The organism is Bradyrhizobium erythrophlei, from assembly GCF_042430365.1.
Lineage (GTDB): Bacteria > Pseudomonadota > Alphaproteobacteria > Rhizobiales > Xanthobacteraceae > Bradyrhizobium > Bradyrhizobium erythrophlei.
On record NZ_JBHMET010000036.1, the window covers coordinates 1 to 21,787 of the forward strand.

The following is a 21,787-nucleotide window of genomic DNA, read 5'->3' on the forward strand; positions in this document are numbered from 1 at the left end:
CACCTGCCCAAACACACAGCAATGCTTCAATTTCTGGGTTTTTCAGCAGACTGCTAGACCTGATACTCGACCCAGGACGAATCCACGACCACGTACTCGGCCGGGAACCAGTAGTAATTGTCGGTCAGATCGTCATAGACCCAATAGCCGTAATAGTAGACGTCGGCTTGTGCGAGTTGCATGCTCGCAAGGCTCAAGCCAGGGGCCGTCTCGGCCAGCTTCTGACGGGACCGCACCTTCTTCACCTGCATTCCGGGCGCGCTGATGCCCGTGACCTTGCCGTTGTTCACTTCGGCAAAGACGTCGACTTTCTTTCCGGTGGTGTGGATCTTGTGCTTGCCGTTCTTCTTGATGTTCTCGCCAAGCAAGTCCTTTCCGTTGAGCTGATGTTTCTCCTTCGCGAAGGCGATGCGAGACGCGCCGATGGTGCTGGCTCCGGCAATCGCTCCGAGTACGAGACGCCGACTGATCATGAACTTGCTCCGTTTGGGAATGGGTCTGCGCCGACAACGCCGCGAGGATGTCCTGCAAGCATTGCGACGATGTCAGCTTGGTCATTTGGACTGAACCGGCGATGAACCGGTCGACCACAGATAAGCTGCAAAGACTTCAAGAAGCCGACATCGAGTTGTGACGTTTTGTAGGCGGCTTGCGAGGTGCTCCCTCCGCAGGCGCACAATCGGCAAGGGTCTATTTGATCTTCGCCTCGGCCGTGATCAGCTCCCTGCCGTCAACAGTCCTGATCGTCAGTTGCACCCGATCGCCACTGCCGCCCGACGGAATGGCCGCGGAGATGCGGTTGCCGTTTTTCGGATCGGCGGTCACAGCGTCGTCGAACACGACGGCATCGCCGCGCTTCAGCGTGATCCGCAACGGCACAGCCGGCGCGATGCTGAAGAACTCGAGGTTCACGCGGGATGCATCCGCCGAAAGGTTGATCAGGACGTGCTCGTTCGCCTGCGTCACGCTGCTCATGCCGACGGTCGGGCTGTAAGTCTCGGCGACCGATAGTTCGCCCAACGCCGGAAAATGCGCATCGTGGAAAAACTGGTCCGATACGCCGGCCCACAATTCGACGTAGGGCCGCTGCTCGTTCGGCGCCTTGCGGGGGTCGGTTTCGTTGGTGAACGACTGATATCCCCACGTCCACATCTTCAGGCCCCGCGTCACCCTGTTGTCGGCGATGCGGATGATCCCCTCGTCATTGTCGTGGTTGATGACGCCCCAGAAATTGCCGCCCTGCATGTCGGGCGCGGCATAGGCGATGCCCATCGTCGACCAGTTGCGGAAGTAGCGCAGGTTCTCGAAGCGGCGCGTGCCCGGGCCTGCGCGCGCGTCGCCGTCAGCCAGATTGGCCGACCAGTCGGGCGTGGTGTAGGCCGTGATCGGCGCAATGATTTCCACACCGCCGGTGGCCCTGGGATTGTTCGGGTGGGAGCCTGGCGCCAGCGTCGTGCAGGTCCAGTACTCGTATGCGATCGGTCGAGGCTGCGTGTTCTTCAGCACCACGCGCGTGTCGAGCGCGGCGCGGTCGGCCTTCAGCGTCACATAGGTGGTCGCCTCAATTCCGGTCTCGCCCTTGAACCGCTTCGGCGCTGCGGGATACGCGAAATCATCCGTGAGCGACATCGCCACCGTCACTTCGCCGGCCGTCTCCGTCACCACTCGGAAATCCCAGGGCTTCAGCCAGGTCCGGCCGTGCTCGGGGTCGGGAAAGGTCGGGAAGATGCCGCCATAGACCATCAGCCAGTCGTAGTAAAAGTTTCCGGCCTTGATGCCGTAGGGCACGCCCACCTCGCTGCGATAAAGCTGTTCATGGCCGGTCGGCTTGTAGACGATCGACAGGATGCGCCCGCCGAATTCGGGCACGAGCGTCACCTTCAGATAGCGGTTCTCGAGCACGCGGGTGCGGAACGTGCGGTCGACGATCACAGTCTTGTCGAGCGAGCCGTCGACGAATCCATTCTCCGCCGTGGTGGCGAATTTGACCGTGCTCCAGGTGATCGAGGACTCGCTGAGCGACACACCGTCGGCCCCAGGCGATGCGGCGTGTGCTACCGGCGGAAGCGCGGACAGCGCCAGGGGCAAGGCAACCGCACAGCGGATTCGGAGAGATCGGGCAGTAGGAATTGCCATTGATGTCGCCTTTGCGGGAGCGGTAACTCTAGTCCATCGACGCTTCCGGCGACATGCATGCGCGGGCACGTGCGTTGCGGCCCGTCATTCCGTGCTATGGAAGGGTTGGATTCGCTTCGAACGAACTCTCCTTCATGGCCAAATCGACCCTCTCCTTCGTCTGCCAGAATTGCGGCGCGGCGTATAATCGCTGGCAGGGCAAGTGCGACGCCTGCGGCGAGTGGAATACGCTCGCCGAGGAAGACACGACAGGCTCCGTGCCGGTCTCGATCCGCAGCAAGCGCAAGGGGCGGACGTTCGCGCTGGAGTCGCTGTCCGGCAAGACCCAGGATGCGCCGCGCCTCTCCTCCGGCATGGCCGAGCTCGACCGCGTCACCGGCGGCGGCTTCGTCCGCGGCTCGGTGCTGCTGGTCGGCGGCGATCCCGGCATCGGCAAATCGACACTGCTGACCCAAGCCACCAGCATGATGGCGCGCGCCCGACATCGCGTGGTCTACATCTCCGGCGAAGAGGCGGTCGCCCAGGTGCGGCTGCGCGCCGAGCGGCTCGGGCTTGCGGATGCGCCGGTGCAGCTCGCCTCCGAAACCTCGGTCGAGGACATCGTCTCGACGCTGTCGGAAGGCACCGTCCCGCGCCTGATCGTGATCGATTCGATCCAGACCATGTGGACCGACACGGTTGAATCCGCGCCCGGCACGGTGACGCAGGTCCGCGCCTCGGCTCAGGCGCTGATCCGGTTCGCGAAGAAGACCGGGGCGGCGATCATCCTGGTCGGGCACGTGACCAAGGACGGCCAGATCGCGGGGCCGCGCGTGGTCGAGCACATGGTCGACGCGGTGCTGTCGTTCGAGGGCGAAGGCTCGCAGCAGTTCCGCATCCTGCGCTCGGTGAAGAACCGTTTTGGCGCGACCGACGAGATCGGCGTGTTCGAGATGACCGGCTTGGGCCTGCGCGAGGTCACCAACCCCTCCGAATTGTTCCTGTCCGAACGCGATCTCGGCAGCCCCGGCACCGCCGTGTTTGCCGGTATCGAGGGCACCCGGCCGGTGCTGGTCGAGTTGCAGGCGCTGGTGGCGCCGACCTCGCTCGGCACGCCCCGCCGCGCCGTGGTCGGCTGGGACCCGAGCCGGCTGTCGATGGTGCTGGCAGTGCTGGAGGCCCATTGCGGGGTGAAACTGTCCGGCCACGACGTGTACCTGAACGTCGCCGGCGGGTTGCGGATCCAGGAACCGGCGGCGGACCTTGCCGCGGCCGCGGCGCTGGTCTCCTCGCTGGTGAACGCGCCGCTGCCGACGGATGCGGTCTATTTCGGCGAAATTTCGCTGTCCGGCGCGATCCGCCCGGTGGCGCAGACCGCAGGCCGCCTGAAAGAAGCCGCCAAGCTCGGCTTCGGCCGCGCCATCCTGCCCGAATCAGCCCGCGGCGAGGCGAACGGCGATGCCGGGCTCCAGTTCAACAGCGTCGGCAATCTGACCACTTTGGTCGCCGAAATTGCCGCGCGCGGGACCCCTAGAGGCGGCCCGGCCGCGCCTCGGGACGATGACGCCAATGAGAAAAATGCCACACCGGCCCGATTCCGTCGCGAGAACGGCTAAAGCGGGCGTGACGTCCCAGGCCCTCGCCGCTATACATCCGCCGCGCGGGACAGGGTGTTTCCGGCCTTGCCTGATACCCCCGATCCCCCTCAGCTAGAACGGCAGCACGACGCCGATTCGCGAGAGCCTAAAGACCGTACCCAAGACGTACCAGCGGACCTGACCAGCCGATGCCCATAACGATACTTGATCTCGTCCTGCTCGGGGTGATGCTGATCTCGGGCCTGCTTGCCATGGTGCGCGGCTTCATGCGCGAGATCCTGTCGATCGCGGCCTGGGGCGCGGCGGCCCTCGTCACGCTGTATGCTTTCTCGAAGCTGCTGCCGACCGCAAAAACTTACTTCAATAACGACACGGTCGCCGCCGTGGTCGTGGTCGCCGGCACCTTCATCGGCACGCTGATCGTGGTCTCGGTGGTCACGGTGCGGATCTCCGACATGATCCTGGATTCGCGAATCGGGGCGCTCGACCGCACGCTGGGCTTCCTGTTCGGGCTTGCCCGCGGGCTCTTGATCGTGGTCGTGGCCTTCCTGTTCTTCACCTGGCTGGTTCCCGACAAGCAGCGCCCGGACTGGGTGACGGCGGCGAAATCCCGGGTGGTTCTGGAGGGAACCGGGGAGTGGCTCAAGTCGCTCTTGCCAGATGACCCCGAGAACACCATCTTAAAGAAATTCAAGAAGAATAGACCCGACGAGGATCAGGCGGACACCGATCAGGCTGCCCCTGCATCCGGCGACGGCTATAGTAAACCTGCGCGTGACGGCTTGAAGAAGCTGATCGAGAAACCCGCGGGCCGCTAATTCTATTGGGCCCTAACGAGAGGCGATGAACGAGATGCAGACCCCTTCCGATCACGCCGACCAACTGGATCTCGACCTCGGCCCGATCGAATTGCAGGACGATCTCCAAAACTCCGATCTCAGGCACCCCGATCTCGATGGCGACACGCTCCGCGAGGAATGCGGCGTGTTCGGCGTCTTCGGCCACCCCGAAGCCGCCGCGATCACCGCGCTCGGATTGCACGCCCTGCAGCACCGCGGCCAGGAAGCCGCCGGCATCGTCTCCTTCGACGGCAGCCGCTTCCACAGTGAACGCCGGCTCGGCCTCGTCGGCGACACCTTCTCCCGCCGCGAGGTGATCGAGCGCCTGCCCGGCAATACCGCGGTCGGCCACGTCCGCTACTCCACGACCGGCGGCACCATCCTGCGCAACGTGCAGCCGCTGTTCGCCGAGCTCAGCGCCGGCGGCTTTGCGGTCGGCCACAACGGCAACCTCACCAACGCCCTGACGCTGCGCCGCGAGCTCGTGAAGGGCGGCGCGATGATGCAGTCGACCACCGACACCGAGGTGATCCTGCACCTCGTCGCGCAGTCCAAGCGAAATCGCTTCGTCGACCGTTTCATCGAGGCGCTGCGGACGATCGAGGGCGCCTATGCGCTGGTCGCGCTCACCAACAAGAAGCTGATCGGCGCGCGCGACCCGCTCGGCATCCGCCCGCTCGTGCTCGGCGATCTCGACGGCCGCCCGATCCTGACCTCCGAGACCTGCGCGCTCGACATGATCGGCGCCCGCTATGTCCGCGACGTCGAGCCCGGCGAGATCATCGTGTTCGACGAGCACGGCGCCCACAGCCACAAGCCGTTCCCGCCGAAGCCGCCGCGGCCCTGCATCTTCGAATACATCTATTTCGCGCGGCCGGATTCCATCGTCGGCGGCCGCTCGGTCTACGACGTGCGCAAGGCGTTCGGCGCGCAGCTCGCGCGCGAGAACCATCCCGAAGTCGATGTCGTGGTGCCGGTGCCGGACTCCGGCGTGCCCGCCGCCGTCGGCTACAGCCAGTATTCCGGCGTGCCGTTCGAGCTCGGCATCATCCGAAACCACTATGTCGGCCGCACCTTCATCCAGCCGAGCCAGAGCGTGCGTGAGCTCGGCGTGCGCATGAAGCATTCCGCCAACCGCGCCGCGATCGAGGGCAAGCGCATCATCCTGATCGACGACAGTCTCGTGCGCGGCACCACCTCGAAGAAGATCGTGCGCATGATGCGCGACGCCGGCGCCCGCGAGGTGCACTTCCGCCTCGCCTCGCCGCCGATCCTCTATCCCGACTATTACGGCATCGACCTGCCCGATCGCGGCGGCCTGCTCGCGGCCACGCATTCGGTCGAGGAGATGCGCGAGATCATCGGCGCCGACTCGCTCGCCTTCCTGTCGATCGACGGCATGTACCGCGCGATGGGTTATCAGGGACGCGATCCGGCAAACCCGAAATTCGCCGACCACTGCTTCACCGGCACCTATCCGACCCACCTCACCGACCAGAGCGACGTCGAGCCGCAGCCACGCCAGCTCTCGCTGCTGGCGGAAGCGAGCTGAGGCGAAGCAGGAACTTAGGTTTTTTCTGTCATGGCCGGGCTTGTCCCGGCCATTTCTGTCTGTAATACCCGCCGCAAAGACGCGGACAGACAGACATGACAAAACCCCTCGCCTCCCGTATCGCCCTCGTGACCGGCGCCTCGCGCGGCATCGGCTATGCAACAGCCGTCGCGCTGGCCAAGGCCGGCGCACATGTCGTGGCGGTGGCGCGCACGCAAGGCGGGCTGGAAGAGCTCGACGACGAGATCCGCAAGGACGGCGGCAGCGCCACGCTGGTGCCGCTCACCCTCACCGACTATGAGGGCATCGCGCGTCTGGGCCTCGCGCTGCACGAGCGCCACGGCAAGCTCGATATCCTCGTCGGCAATGCCGGCGTCGCCGGCCCCTCCTCGCCGCTCGGCCATATCGAATTGAAGCCGTGGAACGACGTGTTCGCGGTCAACGTCACCGCCAACTTCCAGCTGATCCGCTGCATGGACCCGCTGCTGCGCCAGTCGGACGCCGGGCGCGCGGTGTTCATCACCTCGGGCGCCGCCCACAAGGCCAACGCCTATCAGGGGCCCTACGCGGCCTCGAAGGCCGCGCTGGAGACGCTGGCACGCTCCTGGGCGAACGAGACGGCCAACACGAAGTTGCGCGTGAACCTGTTCAGCCCGGGGCCGATCCGCACCCGGATGCGCGCGGCGGTGTTTCCCGGCGAAGACCCGATGACGCTGGAGACGCCAGACCAGGCTGCCGCATTCATCGTGCCGATGTGCTCGCCCGACTGGACCGAGACCGGCAAGCTCTACGACTACAAGGCGCGCACGCTGAAGAGTTTTCTGCCGCCGGCGTAGCGGCGCGCTCGTGTCCCGGGCGCTGCGCAGCATGAAGTGCATGCCATGGCCGGTGACACCAAGGGTAACGTCTATACCGCCGAGGTCGACACCGGAAAACGCGTCCAGAAGTTCAAGCTGACCTCAGATGCACTCAAATCAGGCGATCGCCGGAGGACGCGTCGACGCCTTCCGGCTTTAGACGGATTGCCGGTTGCCCCAAGACAGGGTAAGCGGGTGCCCGAGTTACCGGACCACAGGCTCCGCCCAAGAGAGCTGCCCGGACTTTTCACAGCGGAGGAAATTTTCATGACGACGACGCTCGCGCAGCGTACTGCCGCGCTTCTTGCCTGTACCGCTTTCGGCCTCGCAACACCCGCACTCGCCCAGGACAAGACAGTCAAGATCGGCGTGCTCAACGACATGTCGAGCCTCTATGCCGACATCGGCGGCCCCAATTCGGTGGTCGCGGTGAAGATGGCCGTTGAAGACTCTGGCCTCAAGGCCAAGGGCTGGACTATCGAGGTCCTGAGCGGCGATCACCAGAACAAGCCGGACGTCGGCGTCAACATCGCCCGGCAATGGATCGATGCCGACAAGGTCGACGCCATCGCCGACACGCCGAGCTCCGGCGTTGCGCTCGCGGTGAACAACCTCGTCAAGGACAAGAACTCGGTGCTGCTCAATTCGGGCGCGGCGACCGCCGACCTTACCGGCAAGGCCTGCACGCCCAACACCGTCTCCTTCAGCTACGATACCTACATGCTCGCCAACGGCACCGGCAAGGCGCTGACGAAAGCGGGCGGCGATAGCTGGTTCTTCCTGACCGTGGATTACGCCTTCGGTCATGCTTTAGAGCGCGACACTACGTCCGCCGTTGCTGCGACCGGCGGCAAGATGGTGGGAGGCGTCAAGCATCCGCTCAATACTTCCGACTTCTCTTCCTTCTTGCTGCAGGCGCAGTCGTCGAAGGCCAAGGTGATCGGCCTTGCCAATGCCGGCGGCGACACCACCAACTCGATCAAGCAGGCGGCCGAATTCGGCATCGTCTCCGGCGGCCAGAAGCTCGCTCCGCTGCTGATGTTCATCAACGACGTGCACGCGCTCGGGCTGAAGACCGCGCAGGGACTTACTTTCACGGAGTCCTTTTACTGGGATCTCAACGACAAGACCCGCGAATGGTCGAAGCGCTTCCAGAAGGTCTCGCCCAAGGGCTCAATGCCCTCGATGACGGTCGCGGGCCTCTATGCAGAAATCCTGCACTACCTGAAGGCGATGGAAGCACTCGGCGGCAATCCGCATGACGGCGCCAAGGTGGTTGCCAAGATGAAGGAAATCCCGACCGACGATCCGCTGTTCGGCAAGGGCCCGCTGCGTGCCGACGGCCGCCGCATCATTCCGGCCTATCTGTTCGAGGTGAAGAAGCCGGAAGAGTCGAAGGGCCCGTGGGACTATTACAAGCTGGTCGCCACGATTGCGCCGGAAGACGCGGCCAAGCCGTTAGAGGCCAGCGACTGCCCGCTGGTGAAGAAGTAAGCGATGCACCGTAGGGCGGGTTAGCGGGGCGTAACCCACCGCTTTCCTCGCGGCGAGAAAGATGGTGGGTTACGCCTTCGGCTAACCCGCCTTACGCTTTTTGCGCCGCCGTCGCGCGCCACGCGATCATGAGCGCCAGCAGCAACAATGCGGCTGCAAGATAGAACGGCGCGCCGGGCAGCTTCAGCGATACGCTGTCGCCGATGAAATGGGCAAAGGTCAGCGTGAACAGGAACGGGCCGATCAGCTGCGAGACGCTCTGCACGCTGGTGGTCGCGCCCTGCAGCTGGCCCTGCTGGTCCGGCGCGACGAGTTGCGTCGTTAAAGCTTGCGTCGCCGCACCCGAGATGCCCCACAGCGCCATCACGGGAATGCCGATCCAGAACAAATGACCGGTCGGCGCCGCGCCGAAGATGAAGAAGCCGGCCGCGCCGAAGGCGAGCCCGATAAACAGCGCCTTGCGCTCGCCGAAACGCTTGACGATCGGGCCGATCGCCGCGCCCTGCACGATCATGGCACAGACGCCAACCAGCGCGAGCGTCGCGCCGACAGTGCCGGTGTTCCAGCCATAACGATAGGTCGCGTACAACACGAACACCGAGGGCAGCACGACATGTGCAAGCTGCGCGAAGAAATTCGCCAGCGACAGGCCGGCGAGCATCCGGTTCGACCGCAACAGATGCAGCGCGCCGACCGGATTGGCGCTCTTCCAGCGGAACGGCGAACGGCGCTCGGCGGGCAGCGATTCCGGCAGGATCAGGAGGCCATAGAGTCCGTTGACAAAACTCAGGCCGGCCGCGACCCAGAACGGCAGGCGCGGATCGAACTGGCCGAGCAGGCCGCCCAGCGCGGGCCCGAGGATGAAGCCCGCGCCGAAGGCAACGCCGATCTTGCCGAACACGGCTGCGCGCTTGTCCGGTACCGTGACGTCGGTGATATAGGCAAATGCGGTCGAGATGCTGGCAGCGGTGATGCCCGAGATCACCCGTCCGACGAACAGCCAGCTCAGCGTCGGCGCCAGCGCCATCACGATATAGTCGGCGGCAAGCCCGAAATTCGACAGCAGCACCACCGGCCTCCGGCCGAAGCGGTCCGACAGCGCGCCCAGGATCGGCGAGCAGAAAAACTGCATCAGCGCCCAGATGGTGCCGAACAGCCCGAAGATGCGCGCCGCGTGCGCGGTGTCGTTGTTGACGAAGCTTTCGATCAGCTTCGGCAGGATCGGGATGACGATGCCGAGCGCGAGCGTATCGAGCAGGATGGTGACGAAGATAAAGATGACCGCGGCGCCGCGCACTGGCCGCTCGCCGGCTTGTCCGTTCCCGGCCAGCCCGCTCAAGACGGCCGCTTGCGCTTGTGCGCGAACGGGTTGGCCTTCTCGCGCAGCGTGATCCGAACCGGCGTGCCCGGCAGATCGAAGGCCTCGCGCAACGAGTTGGTGAGATAACGCAGATAGGATTGCGGGATGGCGTCGGCGCGTGAGCAGAACAGCACGAAGCTCGGCGGGCGCGCCTTCACTTGCGTGATATAGTTCAGCTTCAGCCGGCGGCCGGAGACGGCGGGCGGCGGGTTGGTCTGGATCGCCTGCTCGAACCAGCGGTTGAGCGCCGAGGTCGGCAGGCGCCTGTTCCAGACCGCGTAGGCCTCCTGGATCGCCGTCATCAGGCGGTCGATGCCCTCGCCCATCAGGCCGGAGACCGCGACGATGGGCGCGCCCTTGACCTGCGGCAGCCAGTGGTCGGCGTCGGTGCGCAGCGCCGAGATCTGGTTCGGCTTGCGCTCGACGAGATCCCATTTGTTGACGGCGAGCACGATCGCGCGGCCCTCGCGCTCGATCAGGTCGGCGATGCGCAGGTCCTGCTCCTCGAACTTGTTCTGCGCATCCATCATCATCACGACGACCTCGGCGAAGCGCACCGCACGCAACGCGTCCGCCACCGAGAGCTTTTCCAGCTTCTCCTCGATCCGCGAGCGGCGCCGCAGGCCGGCGGTATCGAACAAGCGGAAGGCGCGGCCCTGCCAGGAGATCTCGACCGCGATGGAATCACGCGTGGTGCCGGCCTCGGGGCTGGTCAGCAGCCGTTCCTCGCCGAGCAGATGGTTGATCAGCGTCGATTTGCCGGCGTTGGGCCGGCCGACGATGGCGACGCGGATCGGGCGCTGCGCGAGCTCTTCTTCCGAGAGCTCCTCATCGTCCTCGACCTCGTCGTCGGCCTCCATCGGCTCCGGCATCAGCGGGCTGAGCGCATCGTACAGCTCGCCCATACCCTCGCCATGCTCGGCGGAGATTTGGACGGGGTCGCCGAGGCCGAGCGCATAGGATTCCATCGCCCCGATCTCGCCATGCTTGCCTTCGGCCTTGTTGGCGACCAGCACCACCGGCTTGTTGGCGCGGCGGGCGAAGTCGGCAAAGGCGCGGTCGGTCGGCGTGAGACCGATGCGCGCATCGATCACGAACATCAGCGCATCGGCGAGCGCGATTGCTGTCTCGGTCTGCTCCTGCATCCGCGCGGTCAGCGAGCCCCTGGCGCCCTCGTCGAGGCCGGCGGTGTCGATGATAGTGAATTCGAGGTCGCCGAGCCGGGCCTGCCCTTCGCGCCGGTCCCGCGTGACGCCGGGCTCGTCGTCGACCAGCGCGAGCTTCTGCCCGACCAGCCGGTTGAACAGCGTCGACTTTCCGACATTGGGCCGGCCGATAATGGCGATCGTGAAGGACATGGATCATCCAGGCGCTGCGTCGGCAGCGCGCGTCAAACGAATTGAACGAAATACCTAGCGGTTAAACGAGCCGCTCGGTAGCGGCGCGGGGAACGGCGCTGCGGATTGCTGAGTGGTCTGCGCCGATGACTGCGCGGCGGGCTGCTGCGCCGGCTGGTCCGGCGGCGGCGCCGTGGTGCGGCGGCGAACGATCTTCTTGGGCTTCGGCTCCGCCGGCAGCGCGGCAGGTGCGCCCTCTTCCGAAGGCGCAGCGTCGGCATCAGGCGCCGGCGCGGCGGCTTGATCCGCGGCCGGGGCCGGCTTGCCCTTGCCCTTCGCATTCTTCTTCGACGATTTCGGCGACTCGGGCGGCGCCGCGGTCGCGGTCGCCGCGGCATCGGCGTTCTGCTGGTTCAGCTGGTCCTGCTGCGCGCCCTTGTACAACTCCTTCGGCACGCCCTGCTCGAGGCCGGGCACGCCCTCCGGGAACACCGGCTTGCGATCGCCGGGCAGCTTCTTCTTGCTGTCAAGGAAGTCGAGCAGATCGCTCGGATCGAAATTGGCCATGCTGCCACCGCCACAGCCGGCCAGCACGCTGCAAAGCGCGACGGCGACGGCGGCTGCGATCAATCGTTGCGAGCGGCGCATGGTCGATCTCTCATTCAGCTCTTGGCCACCGGGGGCAGCAACGCCTGCAATGCCTCGGCGCGCGCGCGCAGGCTCTGCGGCGTCTCACCATCATTGGCGATCAGGTCGAGCCATTGCCGCGCCGCAGTGGCGTCGTTGGCGCGCCAGGCCGACAGCGCCAGCATCTCGCGCGCGGTGTGGCGGAAGGTCGAGCCCTGCGCGGTCGCCGGCTCGAGCCGCTGCAGCATGTTCGGATAGGTCGTGTTGTCCATCACGAGCTGGGCCGCGCGGATCCGCGCCAGGTCCTGCTCTGTTGCGCCGACGCTGCGGTCGGCGGCGATCTCGTCGTACAGTTTTGCGGCGGCCTGCTGGTCGCGGGTTGCAACCTCGGCGGCCAGGCGCAGCCGCGCCAGCGCACGATAGCCCGACGGCGCCTTTGTGATCAGGTCGGCAAAGGCGGCCTCCGCCTCGGCATGCTTGTTCTGCTCGGACAGCTCCGCGGCCCGGTCGAACGCCGCGCCGGCCTCGGCAGCCTTCTTGGCCTCGAGATATTCATAGCCGCGCCAGCCGCCGACGCCGGCGACGATCAGGACGGCCAGCGCCACGATATAGATCGAATATTTGTCCCACAGCTTCTTGAGCTGGTCGCGACGGACTTCCTCGTCGACTTCATCAAATAATTCAGACACTTAAGCTTATCCCATCCCCACAGGGCGCGCGCTTCGGGCCGGCCCGGCCCGGCGCCCGATCCCATATCGCGGCGGCGTTACCCTAATGATATGGCGGTGGCAAGGCAAAGCGAGGCAGATCAAAGCGTTAACGGTGGAGGGTGGCCCCCACCCGCCCTCACGCTCCGGCGGCCACCAGCGTCTCCCGCAACTGCCGCTTGATGACCTTGCCGTTGGCGTTGCGGGGCAGCGCCTCTGATGTCAGCGCCATCGTCTCCGGCACCTTGTAGTCGGACAGCCGCTCGGCGCACCAGGCGCGCAAGCTGTCGGCATCGACCGCGGCGCGGGTCACGACCACCGCATGCACCCGCTCGCCGAGCACCGGGCACGGCTTTGCGATGATGGCGCTCTCGACCACGGCGGGATGGCCTGAAAGCACCGACTCGACCTCGGCGGAATAGATCTTCAGGCCGCCGCGGTTGATCATGTCCTTCTGGCGGTCGAACACGCGCACGAAATTCTGGTCGTCGATCGAGCCGAGATCGCCGGAGTGCCAGAAGCCGGCGGTGAAGCTGTCCGCAGTCGCCGTCGGATTGTTCCAGTAGCCCTTGATGACGGAGCCGCTGCGGATCCAGATCTCGCCGATCTCGCCGCGCGGCAGCTCGCGGCCGTCGGGGCCCATCACGATGATCTCAGCGCCCGGGCACGGCAGGCCGACGCTGTCGATATGGGCGGCGGTCAACTCGCCGGGCATGATGGTCGAGGGCGATGTGGTCTCGGTCGCGCCGTAGCAGTTCACAAGCTTCAGGCCGGGAATCTTGGCGTCGAGTTTCTCGATGGTGGCAACCGGCATCGGTGCGCCGCCGAAGCCGCCGATGCGCCAGCTCGACAGATCGGTGCTGTCGAAATCCGGCTGCAGCAGGCAGAGATTGTACATCGCCGGCACCATCACCGTGTAGGTGACGCGCTCGCGGGCGGCGAGCTTGAGATATTCCGCGGCCTTGAACTCCGGCATGATGATCAGCGCGCCCGCGCAACGCACCATGGTCGTGATGTTGGCGACCGCGCCGGTGACGTGCGCGAGCGGCACCGCGGCGATCGAGCGGTCGGCCTTGGTCAGCTTCAGGCACGAGGCGAACACGGCAGAGGAATGGATCACGATGCAATGGGCGAGCATCGCGCCCTTCGGCCGCCCGGTCGTGCCCGAGGTGTAGAGGATCATCGCGGTGTCCTCTTCCCTCACCTCGGCCGGCGCCGATGACGGAGGATTGTCGCGCAGACGAGCGAACTGCGATGCGCCATCGTCGCTGACCGGGATCCGGTGCTGAAGAGCGGGAATGTCGGCCGCGTTGGGCACGCGTTCGGCAAGCGCAGCCTCGTGGACCAGGAGCTTCGCACCGCAATCATTCAGCACATAGGCGATCTCGGGCTTCTGCTGGCGGGTCGAGAGCAGCACCGTCACCAGTCCGGCCTGCGCGGCGGCGAACATGGTCAGCACGAACTCGATCCGGTTGCCGAGCAGGATCGCGACGCGATCGCCGCTCTGTAGCCCCAGCTTGTGAAAGCCCGCCGCCACCTTGGCCGATTGCTGCGCGACCTCGCGCCAGGTCATGCGCGCATCGCCGCACACCAGCGCCTCGCCGTCGCCGTTTTGCGCAACGGCGTCCTCGATCATCGCCCAGAGGCTCGACGGCCGCTCGACAAAGGCCGGCACGACGCGATCGCCGAACCGCGGCTCGAGCCGCATCGGTGGAATCGAATGCTGCGACCAGTCCATGTCGGCCTCGTTAGCTCTTCTTCATGTCGTAGACGTGCTCGGGTCCCGGAAACGCGCGGCTGCGCACATCGTTCGCGTAGCCCTGGATCGCCTCCTCGATCGCGGGACCAAGGTTGCCGTAGCGGCGCACGAATTTCGGGGAGCGCGGCGACAGGCCGAGCATGTCCTCGAGCACCAAGACCTGGCCGTCGCAGGCGGCGCTTGCGCCGATGCCGATGGTGGGCACCGCGATCGATTGCGTGATCTTGCGCGCTAGCGGCTCGGCCACCGCCTCGATCACGATCGAGAAGGCGCCAGCCTCCGCGATCGCCTTGGCGTCGTTCTCGATCGGCGCCCAGTTCGCCGCCTCGCGGCCCTGGGCGCGGAACGAGCCTAGCGTGTTGATCGATTGCGGCGTCAGCCCGATATGGCCCATCACCGGAATGCCGCGCTCCGACAGGAAGGCGGCCGTCTCGGCCATCCGGACCCCGCCCTCGAGCTTCACCGCGCCGCACTGCGTCTCCTTCAGGATCCGCACGGCGGAATGAAAGGCCTGCTCCTTCGACGCCTCATAGGAGCCGAACGGCATGTCGACGACAACGAGCGCATGCTTCGATCCGCGCATCACGGCGCGCCCCTGCAGGATCATCATGTCGAGGGTCACGGGCACGGTGGTCTCGAAGCCGTGCATGACGTTGCCGAGGGAGTCGCCGACCAGGATGACGTCGCAATGCTTGTCGACCAGCGCCGCGGTGTGCGCTTGGTACGACGTCAGCATCACGATCGGCTCGCCATTCTTGCGGGCACGGATATCGGGCGCAGTCTTGCGCCGGATCGCAGATTGAACCGACATATTAACCTCCAACCACCGGCACGCCGATCACGACCGGATGGAATGCAAATGCCAACGCCAGATAGGCGATCACGCCGACCGCGATTGCGATCACATCGTTGGTAGGACCACCGACCGGAATCGGCGGCCCGCCGGCATCGGCGCGGCGCTTCAGCGAGACGCGGTCGAACACCGCCCAGCCGAGGAACGAACCGAACAGAATGATCGAGCCGAGATCGCCGTTGGCGAGCAGATGCGCGGCCGCCCACAGCTTCACACCCGACAGCATCGGATGCTTCAGCGTGGCGTAGATGCGGCCGCGGACATAGGACGCCACCACCAGGATTACGGCGGGCAGCATCAGCGCCACCGTGATGTGCTTGAACGCGGTCGGCGGCGTCCAGACGTCGATCCAGCCGGTTGAGCGGTAATGCGCGAAGCCCCAGACGATCAGGGCGAGCCCCGCGAACGAGGCGACCGAATAGGCGATCTTGTAGCCGCCATCGCCCATCGCGTTGACGAAGCGCGCGCGCAGCTCGCGCTGGGTGGTCAGCGTATGGACGCCGAGGAACAGCACAAGGCCCAGGATCATCACCAGCAGTCCCACGATGTCCTCCCCTGATGTCGCTATTGCCGTCCTCGCCTATCATTTCCGGGCGGCGGAGCGCAATGCATCACGCGCCGTGCCGTCATTCCGGGGCCGCGTCCTCGGCGGGACCGAGGGATCACGGCTTTTCCGCCTGTTTGCCGAGGTCGCGATTGTCGACATAGCGGATCGCGATCGGGCGGCCGGCGAGCGCCCCACCGAGCCCGCCGGTGAATTTCAGCGGCAGGCAGGCGTCGAGCGAGGCATTGATGGCATTGAGGTAGGTGGTGCGCGTGTCGGCCGGCACGCCGGATGTGGCAAAGGTCACCCGCGGCGCGCCGATCATCTCGCCGGTCCGCTTGAAGCTGAAGCGCACCGACATCTGCATGCCCTCGCGCGCGCTGTCGGCGGGCGGCGGCGACCAGCACGACCGCAGCGCCGCGAACAGGTCGCCGATGGTATCGAGGTCATGGTCGGGCTTGCGGTACCTTGCGGCCTGATCCTGCGGCGGCACGGTCAGGATCGTGAGCTGCAGGTTCTGGCCGTAGGGATAGTTGATCTCGGGAAAGCACGGCCACGGGCCGAAGATGCTGCAGACGGACGGCGTGCACGGCTCGTTGTCGAGCACGCTGCACGGCGTATGCGCGAACGGCACCGGGTTGGTCCGGTCCCGCGCAGCGGCGGACGGAACCGCGGCGGCAAGGCCGGCCGCAACCAACAGACAGGCAGGGAGGCCCCGGACCATGGACAAGCCCTCGACGGCGGTCCCATGAAAAATGACGCGCGCGAACGGCGCCTTCAAGGCTTGCCGTCTTCACTTCCCCGCGTTCATGGCCGACAGTTCCGCGATCAGCGCCGTTTCGCTGGGCTGGTCGAGCACGCCTGCCGCATAGAGCGAAATGCCGCCGTAGAGCGTGATGTAGATCTTCATCACGGCGCGCCGCCGCGCGGCCGGCGCCTCGATGTCCCGGCAGAAGATCCGCATCGCTTCGGTGATGACCTTGTGCACGGCCGACTGCAGCGGCGGGTTGTACTTCATGGTCGCATGCGGGCGGCTTGTCATCAACGCATAGAGGGCGCGGTTGGCGAGCGCGAAGCGCACATATTTCGCGGTGTAGTCCTCCGGCGTATCCACCTTCACCAGGATCGCGGCGAGCCGCAGATAGGCGTCGGTCGCCACCGCATCCAGCAGCGCTTCCCGATCGGCGAAATGGTTGTAGAGCGAGCGATGCGCGACGCCGACGGCGTCGGCGACCTGGCGCAGGCTCACCTGCTCATGGCCGAGCTTCGCCACGAGGCGCGTCGCGGCCTTCAGCGCGGCGGATTTCAGATTGCCATGGCGATAGGTCGCCCGGAGCGGCTTCGCGGTCATTGCCCTTCTTACAAAGGCTGCCGCCGCAGCGCTACCGCCATGGCAGCACCTCAGGCCGGCGCGCGGCCGGCGACCCGGTCGGTGCCCTATTGCGGGGTGATGTCTTCGTCGATCACGGCGCGGATCATCTTGATCACGCTCCCCCTCGCCCGGGCCTTGGTGGCGGCATGGGAGGCCAGATTGATCTTGCTGAGCATAAGCGCCGTTTCCTCGGCGCTGCGCTCCAGAGCGTCGGCCGGCACCAGGCGATCGAAGAAGCCGGCGGTCACCGCCTCGGTGGGACCAAACATCTCCCCCGTCATGACGGCCCTGCTGAAATAGGCCGGCGTCAGCCGCTGCCGGGCGATCTCGATCGCAAAGCGCGGCACCGTCAGGCCGATCGCGACCTCGTTCATGCCGATGCGGTAATCGCCCTCGGCAGCGACCCGATGATCGCTCGACATGATTAGGAACGCCCCCATCGGGAAGGCATTGCCCTGGCACGCAGCGACCACCGGTGTCGGAAACGACAGGATGCGCAGCGCGAGCTCGGCGCCCGCCTTCACCATCAGGTACTGCTCCTCCGCGCTGCCGCGAGCGAACACGTTGAGATCGAAACCGCCAGAGAAATGCTTGCCCCGCGCCTTGAGGACCACCACCGCCCGGTCGCTTTCGGCACGATCGAATGCCGCATGCAGCGCATTCAGCATCTCAAGCGACATCACGTTGGCCTTGCCGTCATCGATCACGATGGTGCCGACGGGTCCGGAGCAGGAATAGGTCGCAAGTTCAGTCATGGCAGTCTCCCTGTTTGTTATAAGCATCCACTGGATACTTTATGACAACGGGAACCGGCGCAAGGAGCCTTTGTCTCCGGCCTGCGCATGGTGGCATCCACTGGATGCATATGTGCACGTTCAGTAGTAGGCGGTCATCGCCCGGCTTGACCCGGCGACCCAGTATTCCAGAGGCAGTCGTGATTGAGCCGATGGGCCGCGGCGTACTGGGTCCCCCGGTCAAGCCGAGGGACGACAAGCGGGAGGCAGCGTCGGCTGCGTTACGCCTTCTTCTTCACGTCCTTGACGTTGGAGAAGGTGATGCCTTCGGCGCGCTCGCTTGTGTAGCCGAGATAGAATTCGTTCTTCGCCATGAAGACGGGGTCGCCGTCGACGTCGTCGGCGATACCGGAATTGTTGGCGGCGATGAACGCCTCGAGCTTCTTGCGATCGTCGGAGGATATCCAGCGCGCGAGCGAGAATTCACTGACATCGAACTCGACCGGCAGCGAGTATTCGGCATCGAGCCGCGCCTTCAGCACGTCGAGCTGCAGCGGGCCGACGACGCCGACCAGGGCCGGCGCACCGTCGCGCGGACGGAACACCTGTACGACGCCCTCTTCCGACATCTGCTGCAAAGCTTCCTTCAGCTTCTTCGCCTTCATCGCATCGGTGAGACGAACACGGCGGACGATTTCCGGCGCAAAGCTCGGCACGCCGACGAAGGTCAGGTCTTCGCCCTCGGTCAAGGTGTCGCCGATCCTGAGCGTACCGTGATTGGGGATGCCGACGACGTCGCCGGCAAAGGCCTCGTCGGCGACCGAACGGTCCTGAGCGAAGAAGAACTGCGGGCTCGACAGGCTCATGTTCTTGCCGGTGCGCACCAGCTTGGCCTTCATGCCGCGGCTGAGCTTGCCCGAGCAGAGACGCGCGAACGCGATGCGGTCGCGGTGGTTCGGATCCATATTGGCCTGGATCTTGAACACGAAGGCGCTCATGCGCGGCTCGGACGCTTTCACCTTGCGCAGATCGGACTCCTGCGCGCGCGGCGCCGGCGCGAACTTGCCGAGGCCCTCCAGCAGGTCGCCGACGCCGAAATTGCGCAGCGCGCTGCCGAAATAGACCGGTGTCAGATGGCCCTCGCGGAAGGCGCCGAGCTCGAACGGCTTGCAGGCTTCCGAGGCCAGCGCAAGCTCGTCCTTGACCTCGGCGACGTCGAGATTGGGATTGCGCGCACCGAGATCGGCGATGTCGATCTGCTCGGCCTGCCCGGTCTTGGCGCCGCCGCCCTCGAGCAAGCGCACGCCGCCATTGACGACATCGTAGGTGCCGAGGAAGTCGCGGCCGCGGCCGACCGGCCAGGTCATCGGCGTGGTGTCGAGCGCGAGCGTCTTCTCGATCTCGTCGAGGAGTTCGAAGGTGTCGCGGCTCTCGCGGTCCATCTTGTTGATGAAGGTGATGATCGGGATGTCGCGCAGACGGCAGACTTCGAACAGTTTGCGCGTGCGCGCCTCGATGCCCTTGGCGGCGTCGATCACCATGACCGCGGAATCGACCGCGGTCAGCGTGCGATAGGTGTCCTCGGAGAAGTCCTCGTGGCCCGGCGTGTCCAGGAGGTTGAACACGAGCTCGTTGAACTCGAAGGTCATCACCGAGGTGACGACCGAGATGCCGCGCTCGCGCTCGATCTTCATCCAGTCCGAACGGGTGTTGCGCCGCTCGCCCTTGGCCTTGACCTGGCCGGCGAGATTGATGGCGCCGCCGAACAGCAGGAGCTTTTCAGTCAGCGTGGTCTTGCCGGCGTCCGGATGCGAGATGATCGCAAAGGTGCGACGTCGCGCCACTTCCTCAGAGAGCGGCGAGCGGGACGGCGATTCGGCGGGAACGGCGGTTTCGGACATGGCGGGGGAGCGTTTGGCAGGGAAAACCGCCGCAATCAAGGGCGTTTTGTCGCAATGCGGAATGACCCTGCCCTCCCCATATGGGGGTTGGGAAGGACGACCTTCTCTTCACGACATCATCTTGCGGGGACGACCCTGCCTCATCCGGAGGGTTCCGTCATGGCTTGGGCCGTGCTGTTTACCGCCGGTCTCCTCGAGATCGGCTGGGCCATTGGGCTGAAATATACCGAAGGTTTCTCGCGGCTGGTTCCGTCCGCCCTCACCCTGGCGGCGATGGCCGGCAGCGTTCTGCTGCTCGGCCTTGCCCTGAAGACGCTGCCGATTGGAACCGCCTATGCGGTCTGGACCGGAATCGGCGCCGTCGGCACCGCGACGCTGGGAATCTTCCTGTTCGGCGAGCCGGCCACCGCGCTGCGCCTCGCCAGCATCGGCCTGATCGTTGGCGGCATCGTCGGCCTGAAGCTGGTCGGGTAATCAGCGCAGGATCAGCACCGCCCAATAGGTCAACGCAGCGACCGCGGCTGACGCGGGAATCGTGATCACCCAGGCATAGACGATCGAGCTCGCCACATTCCAGCGCACCGCGGAGAGCCGCCGCGCCGCACCGACGCCGACGATGGCGCCGGTGATGGTGTGGGTGGTGGAAACGGGAACGCCGAGATAGGTCGCGATGAACAGCGTGGCGGCGCCGCCGGTCTCGGCGCAAAAGCCCTGCATCGGCGTCAGCTTGGTGATGCGCAGGCCCATGGTGCGGACGATGCGCCAGCCGCCCATCAGCGTGCCCAGCGCCATCGCGGTCTGGCAGGACAGCACCACCCAGAACGGGATCTCGAATTTCTCACCGATATGGCCCTGCGAATAGAGCAGCACGGCGATGATGCCCATGGTCTTCTGCGCGTCGTTGCCGCCATGGCCGAGCGAATAGAGCGAGGCCGAGACGAATTGCAGGATGCGGAAGGCGCGGTCCACCGCAAACGGTGTCGAGCGCACCGACAGCCATGAGACGATCGCGACCAGTACCAGCGCGAGGATGAAGCCGACCGCCGGCGACAGCACGATCGCAAGCAGCGTCTTCGACAGCCCGCTCCAGACCGCGGCCGAAATCCCGGCCTTGGCCATGCCGCCGCCGACCAGCCCGCCGATCAGCGCGTGCGAGCTCGACGAGGGAATGCCGAGCGCCCAGGTGATCAGGTTCCAGACGATCGCGCCGACCAGCGCAGCGAAGATCACGGTGGCGTCGACCACCGACGGCTCGATGATCCCGGTGCCGATGGTGTTGGCGACGTGCAGCCCGAACACCAGGAAGGCGACGAAGTTGAAGAACGCCGCCCAGAACACCGCATATTGCGGCCGCAGCACGCGGGTCGAGACGATGGTCGCGATCGAGTTCGCGGCGTCGTGCAGGCCGTTCAGGAAATCGAACAGCAGCGCGACCGCGATCAGAATAACGAGAACGGGAAGGCCCAGCGTGGCGTCCACGGCGCTTGCCCTAGACCTGCTCGATCACGATCGAATTGATCTCGTTGGCAACGTCGTCGAAGCGGTCCGCGACCTTCTCGAGATGGTCGTAGATCTCGGCGCCCACGATAAAATCCATCGTATTGGCGTCGCGGTGCTTGAGGAACAGCTCCTTTAATCCGATGTCGTGGAGGTCGTCGACCCGGCCCTCGAGTTTTGTGAGCTCCTCGGTGATCTGGGTCAGCATCGAGACGTTCTGGCCGATTGCCTGCAACAACGGCAGCGCGCGGACGACCAGGTTGGCGCATTCGACGATCAGGCCGCCCATCTCGCGCATCGGCGGCTCGAAGGCGCGCACCTCGAACAGCACCACTGCCTTGGCGGTCTGCTGCATCTGGTCGACGGCGTCGTCCATCGATGTGATCAAGCTCTTGATGTCGCCGCGGTCGAACGGCGTGATGAAGGTACGCCGGACCGCAGTCAAAACCTCCCGGGTGATGTTGTCAGCGTCGTTCTCAAACTGGTTGACGCGCTGGCAGTAGACCGGTGTCTCCTCCCCGCCCTTGAGCATATCCTGCAGCGCCTTGGCGCACTGGACCGAGGTCCCGGCGTGCCGGGCGAACAGCTCGAAGAACCGTTCTTCTTTAGGCAAAAAGGCGCGAAACCAGCGCAGCATGGGT

At 65.5% G+C, this 21,787-nt stretch carries 21 protein-coding genes; 6 read left to right on the top strand and 15 right to left on the bottom strand.

Annotated features, from left to right (window positions below):
- Positions 1-53: 53 nt before the first annotated feature.
- Entirely contained in the window at positions 54-473 is a 420-nt protein-coding gene (locus tag ACFFWD_RS05165) for a hypothetical protein (protein WP_376962133.1), read from the bottom strand.
- A gap of 217 nt (positions 474-690) precedes the next feature.
- A complete protein-coding gene (locus tag ACFFWD_RS05170) occupies positions 691-2,025 on the bottom strand; it encodes a DUF5107 domain-containing protein (protein ID WP_376962135.1) in 1,335 nt (444 codons plus the stop codon).
- Between the two features lie 245 nt (positions 2,026-2,270).
- Here ACFFWD_RS05170 and radA point away from each other — a divergent pair, with 245 nt between their 5' ends.
- The 5 genes from radA (at position 2,271) to ACFFWD_RS05195 (ending at position 8,455) form a co-directional block, all read left to right on the top strand.
- On the top strand, positions 2,271-3,731 hold the full coding sequence (gene radA, locus ACFFWD_RS05175) for a DNA repair protein RadA (RefSeq protein ID WP_376962137.1): 1,461 nt from the start codon (positions 2,271-2,273) through the stop codon (positions 3,729-3,731).
- Positions 3,732-3,901: 170 nt separating this feature from the next.
- Positions 3,902-4,531: a CvpA family protein gene (locus tag ACFFWD_RS05180; RefSeq protein ID WP_376962139.1), complete on the top strand. Its 630-nt coding sequence runs from the start codon at positions 3,902-3,904 to the stop codon at positions 4,529-4,531.
- A gap of 34 nt (positions 4,532-4,565) precedes the next feature.
- Positions 4,566-6,104 carry an amidophosphoribosyltransferase gene (gene purF, locus ACFFWD_RS05185; RefSeq protein ID WP_376962455.1) on the top strand — a complete coding sequence of 513 codons (1,539 nt, stop codon included), beginning with the start codon at positions 4,566-4,568 and terminating at the stop codon, positions 6,102-6,104.
- A gap of 95 nt (positions 6,105-6,199) precedes the next feature.
- Positions 6,200-6,940 carry an SDR family NAD(P)-dependent oxidoreductase gene (locus ACFFWD_RS05190; RefSeq protein ID WP_376962141.1) on the top strand — a complete coding sequence of 247 codons (741 nt, stop codon included), beginning with the start codon at positions 6,200-6,202 and terminating at the stop codon, positions 6,938-6,940.
- 288 nt (positions 6,941-7,228) lie between these two features.
- Positions 7,229-8,455 (top strand): ABC transporter substrate-binding protein, encoded by a 1,227-nt coding sequence (locus ACFFWD_RS05195; RefSeq protein ID WP_376962143.1) that lies wholly within the window; start codon positions 7,229-7,231, stop codon positions 8,453-8,455.
- A 91-nt stretch (positions 8,456-8,546) separates the two neighbouring features.
- Here the strand turns inward: ACFFWD_RS05195 and ACFFWD_RS05200 are convergent, their stop codons facing one another.
- The 11 genes from ACFFWD_RS05200 to ACFFWD_RS05250 form a co-directional block, all read right to left on the bottom strand.
- Positions 8,547-9,794 (bottom strand): TCR/Tet family MFS transporter, encoded by a 1,248-nt coding sequence (locus tag ACFFWD_RS05200; RefSeq protein WP_376962145.1) that lies wholly within the window; start codon positions 9,792-9,794, stop codon positions 8,547-8,549.
- The gene (gene der, locus ACFFWD_RS05205) at positions 9,791-11,173 is read right to left on the bottom strand and encodes a ribosome biogenesis GTPase Der (RefSeq protein ID WP_376962147.1); all 1,383 of its coding nucleotides are present in this window, start codon (positions 11,171-11,173) and stop codon (positions 9,791-9,793) included. The genes ACFFWD_RS05200 and der overlap by 4 nt, the downstream gene beginning before the upstream one ends.
- 54 nt (positions 11,174-11,227) lie before the next feature.
- Entirely contained in the window at positions 11,228-11,800 is a 573-nt protein-coding gene (locus ACFFWD_RS05210) for a hypothetical protein (RefSeq protein WP_376962149.1), read from the bottom strand.
- A 14-nt stretch (positions 11,801-11,814) separates the two neighbouring features.
- Positions 11,815-12,468, bottom strand: coding sequence for a tetratricopeptide repeat protein (locus ACFFWD_RS05215; protein WP_376962151.1), 654 nt, complete (start codon positions 12,466-12,468; stop codon positions 11,815-11,817).
- Between the two features lie 157 nt (positions 12,469-12,625).
- Positions 12,626-14,224, bottom strand: a complete 1,599-nt coding sequence (locus ACFFWD_RS05220; RefSeq protein WP_376962153.1) for a class I adenylate-forming enzyme family protein — start codon at positions 14,222-14,224, stop codon at positions 12,626-12,628.
- Between the two features lie 10 nt (positions 14,225-14,234).
- Positions 14,235-15,056: a 3-methyl-2-oxobutanoate hydroxymethyltransferase gene (gene panB / locus ACFFWD_RS05225; protein WP_376962155.1), complete on the bottom strand. Its 822-nt coding sequence runs from the start codon at positions 15,054-15,056 to the stop codon at positions 14,235-14,237.
- Between the two features lies 1 nt (position 15,057).
- Complete coding sequence (locus ACFFWD_RS05230; RefSeq protein WP_376962157.1) at positions 15,058-15,642, bottom strand: NnrU family protein; 585 nt, start codon at positions 15,640-15,642, stop codon at positions 15,058-15,060.
- 118 nt (positions 15,643-15,760) lie between these two features.
- Positions 15,761-16,366, bottom strand: a complete 606-nt coding sequence (locus tag ACFFWD_RS05235; protein ID WP_376962159.1) for a UCP034077 family protein — start codon at positions 16,364-16,366, stop codon at positions 15,761-15,763.
- A gap of 69 nt (positions 16,367-16,435) precedes the next feature.
- Positions 16,436-16,993, bottom strand: coding sequence for a TetR/AcrR family transcriptional regulator (locus ACFFWD_RS05240; protein ID WP_376962161.1), 558 nt, complete (start codon positions 16,991-16,993; stop codon positions 16,436-16,438).
- A gap of 86 nt (positions 16,994-17,079) precedes the next feature.
- A complete protein-coding gene (locus ACFFWD_RS05245) occupies positions 17,080-17,769 on the bottom strand; it encodes a crotonase/enoyl-CoA hydratase family protein (protein WP_376962162.1) in 690 nt (229 codons plus the stop codon).
- A 260-nt stretch (positions 17,770-18,029) separates the two neighbouring features.
- The gene (locus ACFFWD_RS05250) at positions 18,030-19,649 is read right to left on the bottom strand and encodes a peptide chain release factor 3 (RefSeq protein ID WP_376962164.1); all 1,620 of its coding nucleotides are present in this window, start codon (positions 19,647-19,649) and stop codon (positions 18,030-18,032) included.
- A 159-nt stretch (positions 19,650-19,808) separates the two neighbouring features.
- Between ACFFWD_RS05250 and sugE the strand changes: the two genes are divergently transcribed.
- Positions 19,809-20,123, top strand: a complete 315-nt coding sequence (gene sugE, locus ACFFWD_RS05255; protein ID WP_376962166.1) for a quaternary ammonium compound efflux SMR transporter SugE — start codon at positions 19,809-19,811, stop codon at positions 20,121-20,123.
- Here sugE and ACFFWD_RS05260 read toward each other — a convergent pair whose 3' ends face one another.
- Positions 20,124-21,128, bottom strand: a complete 1,005-nt coding sequence (locus tag ACFFWD_RS05260) for an inorganic phosphate transporter (RefSeq protein ID WP_376962168.1) — start codon at positions 21,126-21,128, stop codon at positions 20,124-20,126.
- Between the two features lie 10 nt (positions 21,129-21,138).
- Positions 21,139-21,783, bottom strand: coding sequence for a DUF47 domain-containing protein (locus tag ACFFWD_RS05265; RefSeq protein ID WP_376962169.1), 645 nt, complete (start codon positions 21,781-21,783; stop codon positions 21,139-21,141).
- Positions 21,784-21,787: the final 4 nt, after the last annotated feature.

Bases quoted from the DNA above. Each gene is read 5' to 3' on its own strand.
- ACFFWD_RS05165 (WP_376962133.1), bottom strand. From the start codon at position 473: ATGATCAGTCGGCGTCTCGTACTCGGAGCGATTGCCGGAGCCAGCACC.
- radA (WP_376962137.1), top strand. From the start codon at position 2,271: ATGGCCAAATCGACCCTCTCCTTCGTCTGCCAGAATTGCGGCGCGGCG.
- ACFFWD_RS05180 (WP_376962139.1), top strand. From the start codon at position 3,902: ATGCCCATAACGATACTTGATCTCGTCCTGCTCGGGGTGATGCTGATC.
- purF (WP_376962455.1), top strand. From the start codon at position 4,566: ATGCAGACCCCTTCCGATCACGCCGACCAACTGGATCTCGACCTCGGC.
- ACFFWD_RS05190 (WP_376962141.1), top strand. From the start codon at position 6,200: ATGACAAAACCCCTCGCCTCCCGTATCGCCCTCGTGACCGGCGCCTCG.
- ACFFWD_RS05195 (WP_376962143.1), top strand. From the start codon at position 7,229: ATGACGACGACGCTCGCGCAGCGTACTGCCGCGCTTCTTGCCTGTACC.
- der (WP_376962147.1), bottom strand. From the start codon at position 11,173: ATGTCCTTCACGATCGCCATTATCGGCCGGCCCAATGTCGGAAAGTCG.
- ACFFWD_RS05210 (WP_376962149.1), bottom strand. From the start codon at position 11,800: ATGCGCCGCTCGCAACGATTGATCGCAGCCGCCGTCGCCGTCGCGCTT.
- ACFFWD_RS05220 (WP_376962153.1), bottom strand. From the start codon at position 14,224: ATGGACTGGTCGCAGCATTCGATTCCACCGATGCGGCTCGAGCCGCGG.
- panB (WP_376962155.1), bottom strand. From the start codon at position 15,056: ATGTCGGTTCAATCTGCGATCCGGCGCAAGACTGCGCCCGATATCCGT.
- ACFFWD_RS05235 (WP_376962159.1), bottom strand. From the start codon at position 16,366: ATGGTCCGGGGCCTCCCTGCCTGTCTGTTGGTTGCGGCCGGCCTTGCC.
- ACFFWD_RS05240 (WP_376962161.1), bottom strand. From the start codon at position 16,993: ATGACCGCGAAGCCGCTCCGGGCGACCTATCGCCATGGCAATCTGAAA.
- ACFFWD_RS05245 (WP_376962162.1), bottom strand. From the start codon at position 17,769: ATGACTGAACTTGCGACCTATTCCTGCTCCGGACCCGTCGGCACCATC.
- ACFFWD_RS05250 (WP_376962164.1), bottom strand. From the start codon at position 19,649: ATGTCCGAAACCGCCGTTCCCGCCGAATCGCCGTCCCGCTCGCCGCTC.
- sugE (WP_376962166.1), top strand. From the start codon at position 19,809: ATGGCTTGGGCCGTGCTGTTTACCGCCGGTCTCCTCGAGATCGGCTGG.
- ACFFWD_RS05265 (WP_376962169.1), bottom strand. From the start codon at position 21,783: ATGCTGCGCTGGTTTCGCGCCTTTTTGCCTAAAGAAGAACGGTTCTTC.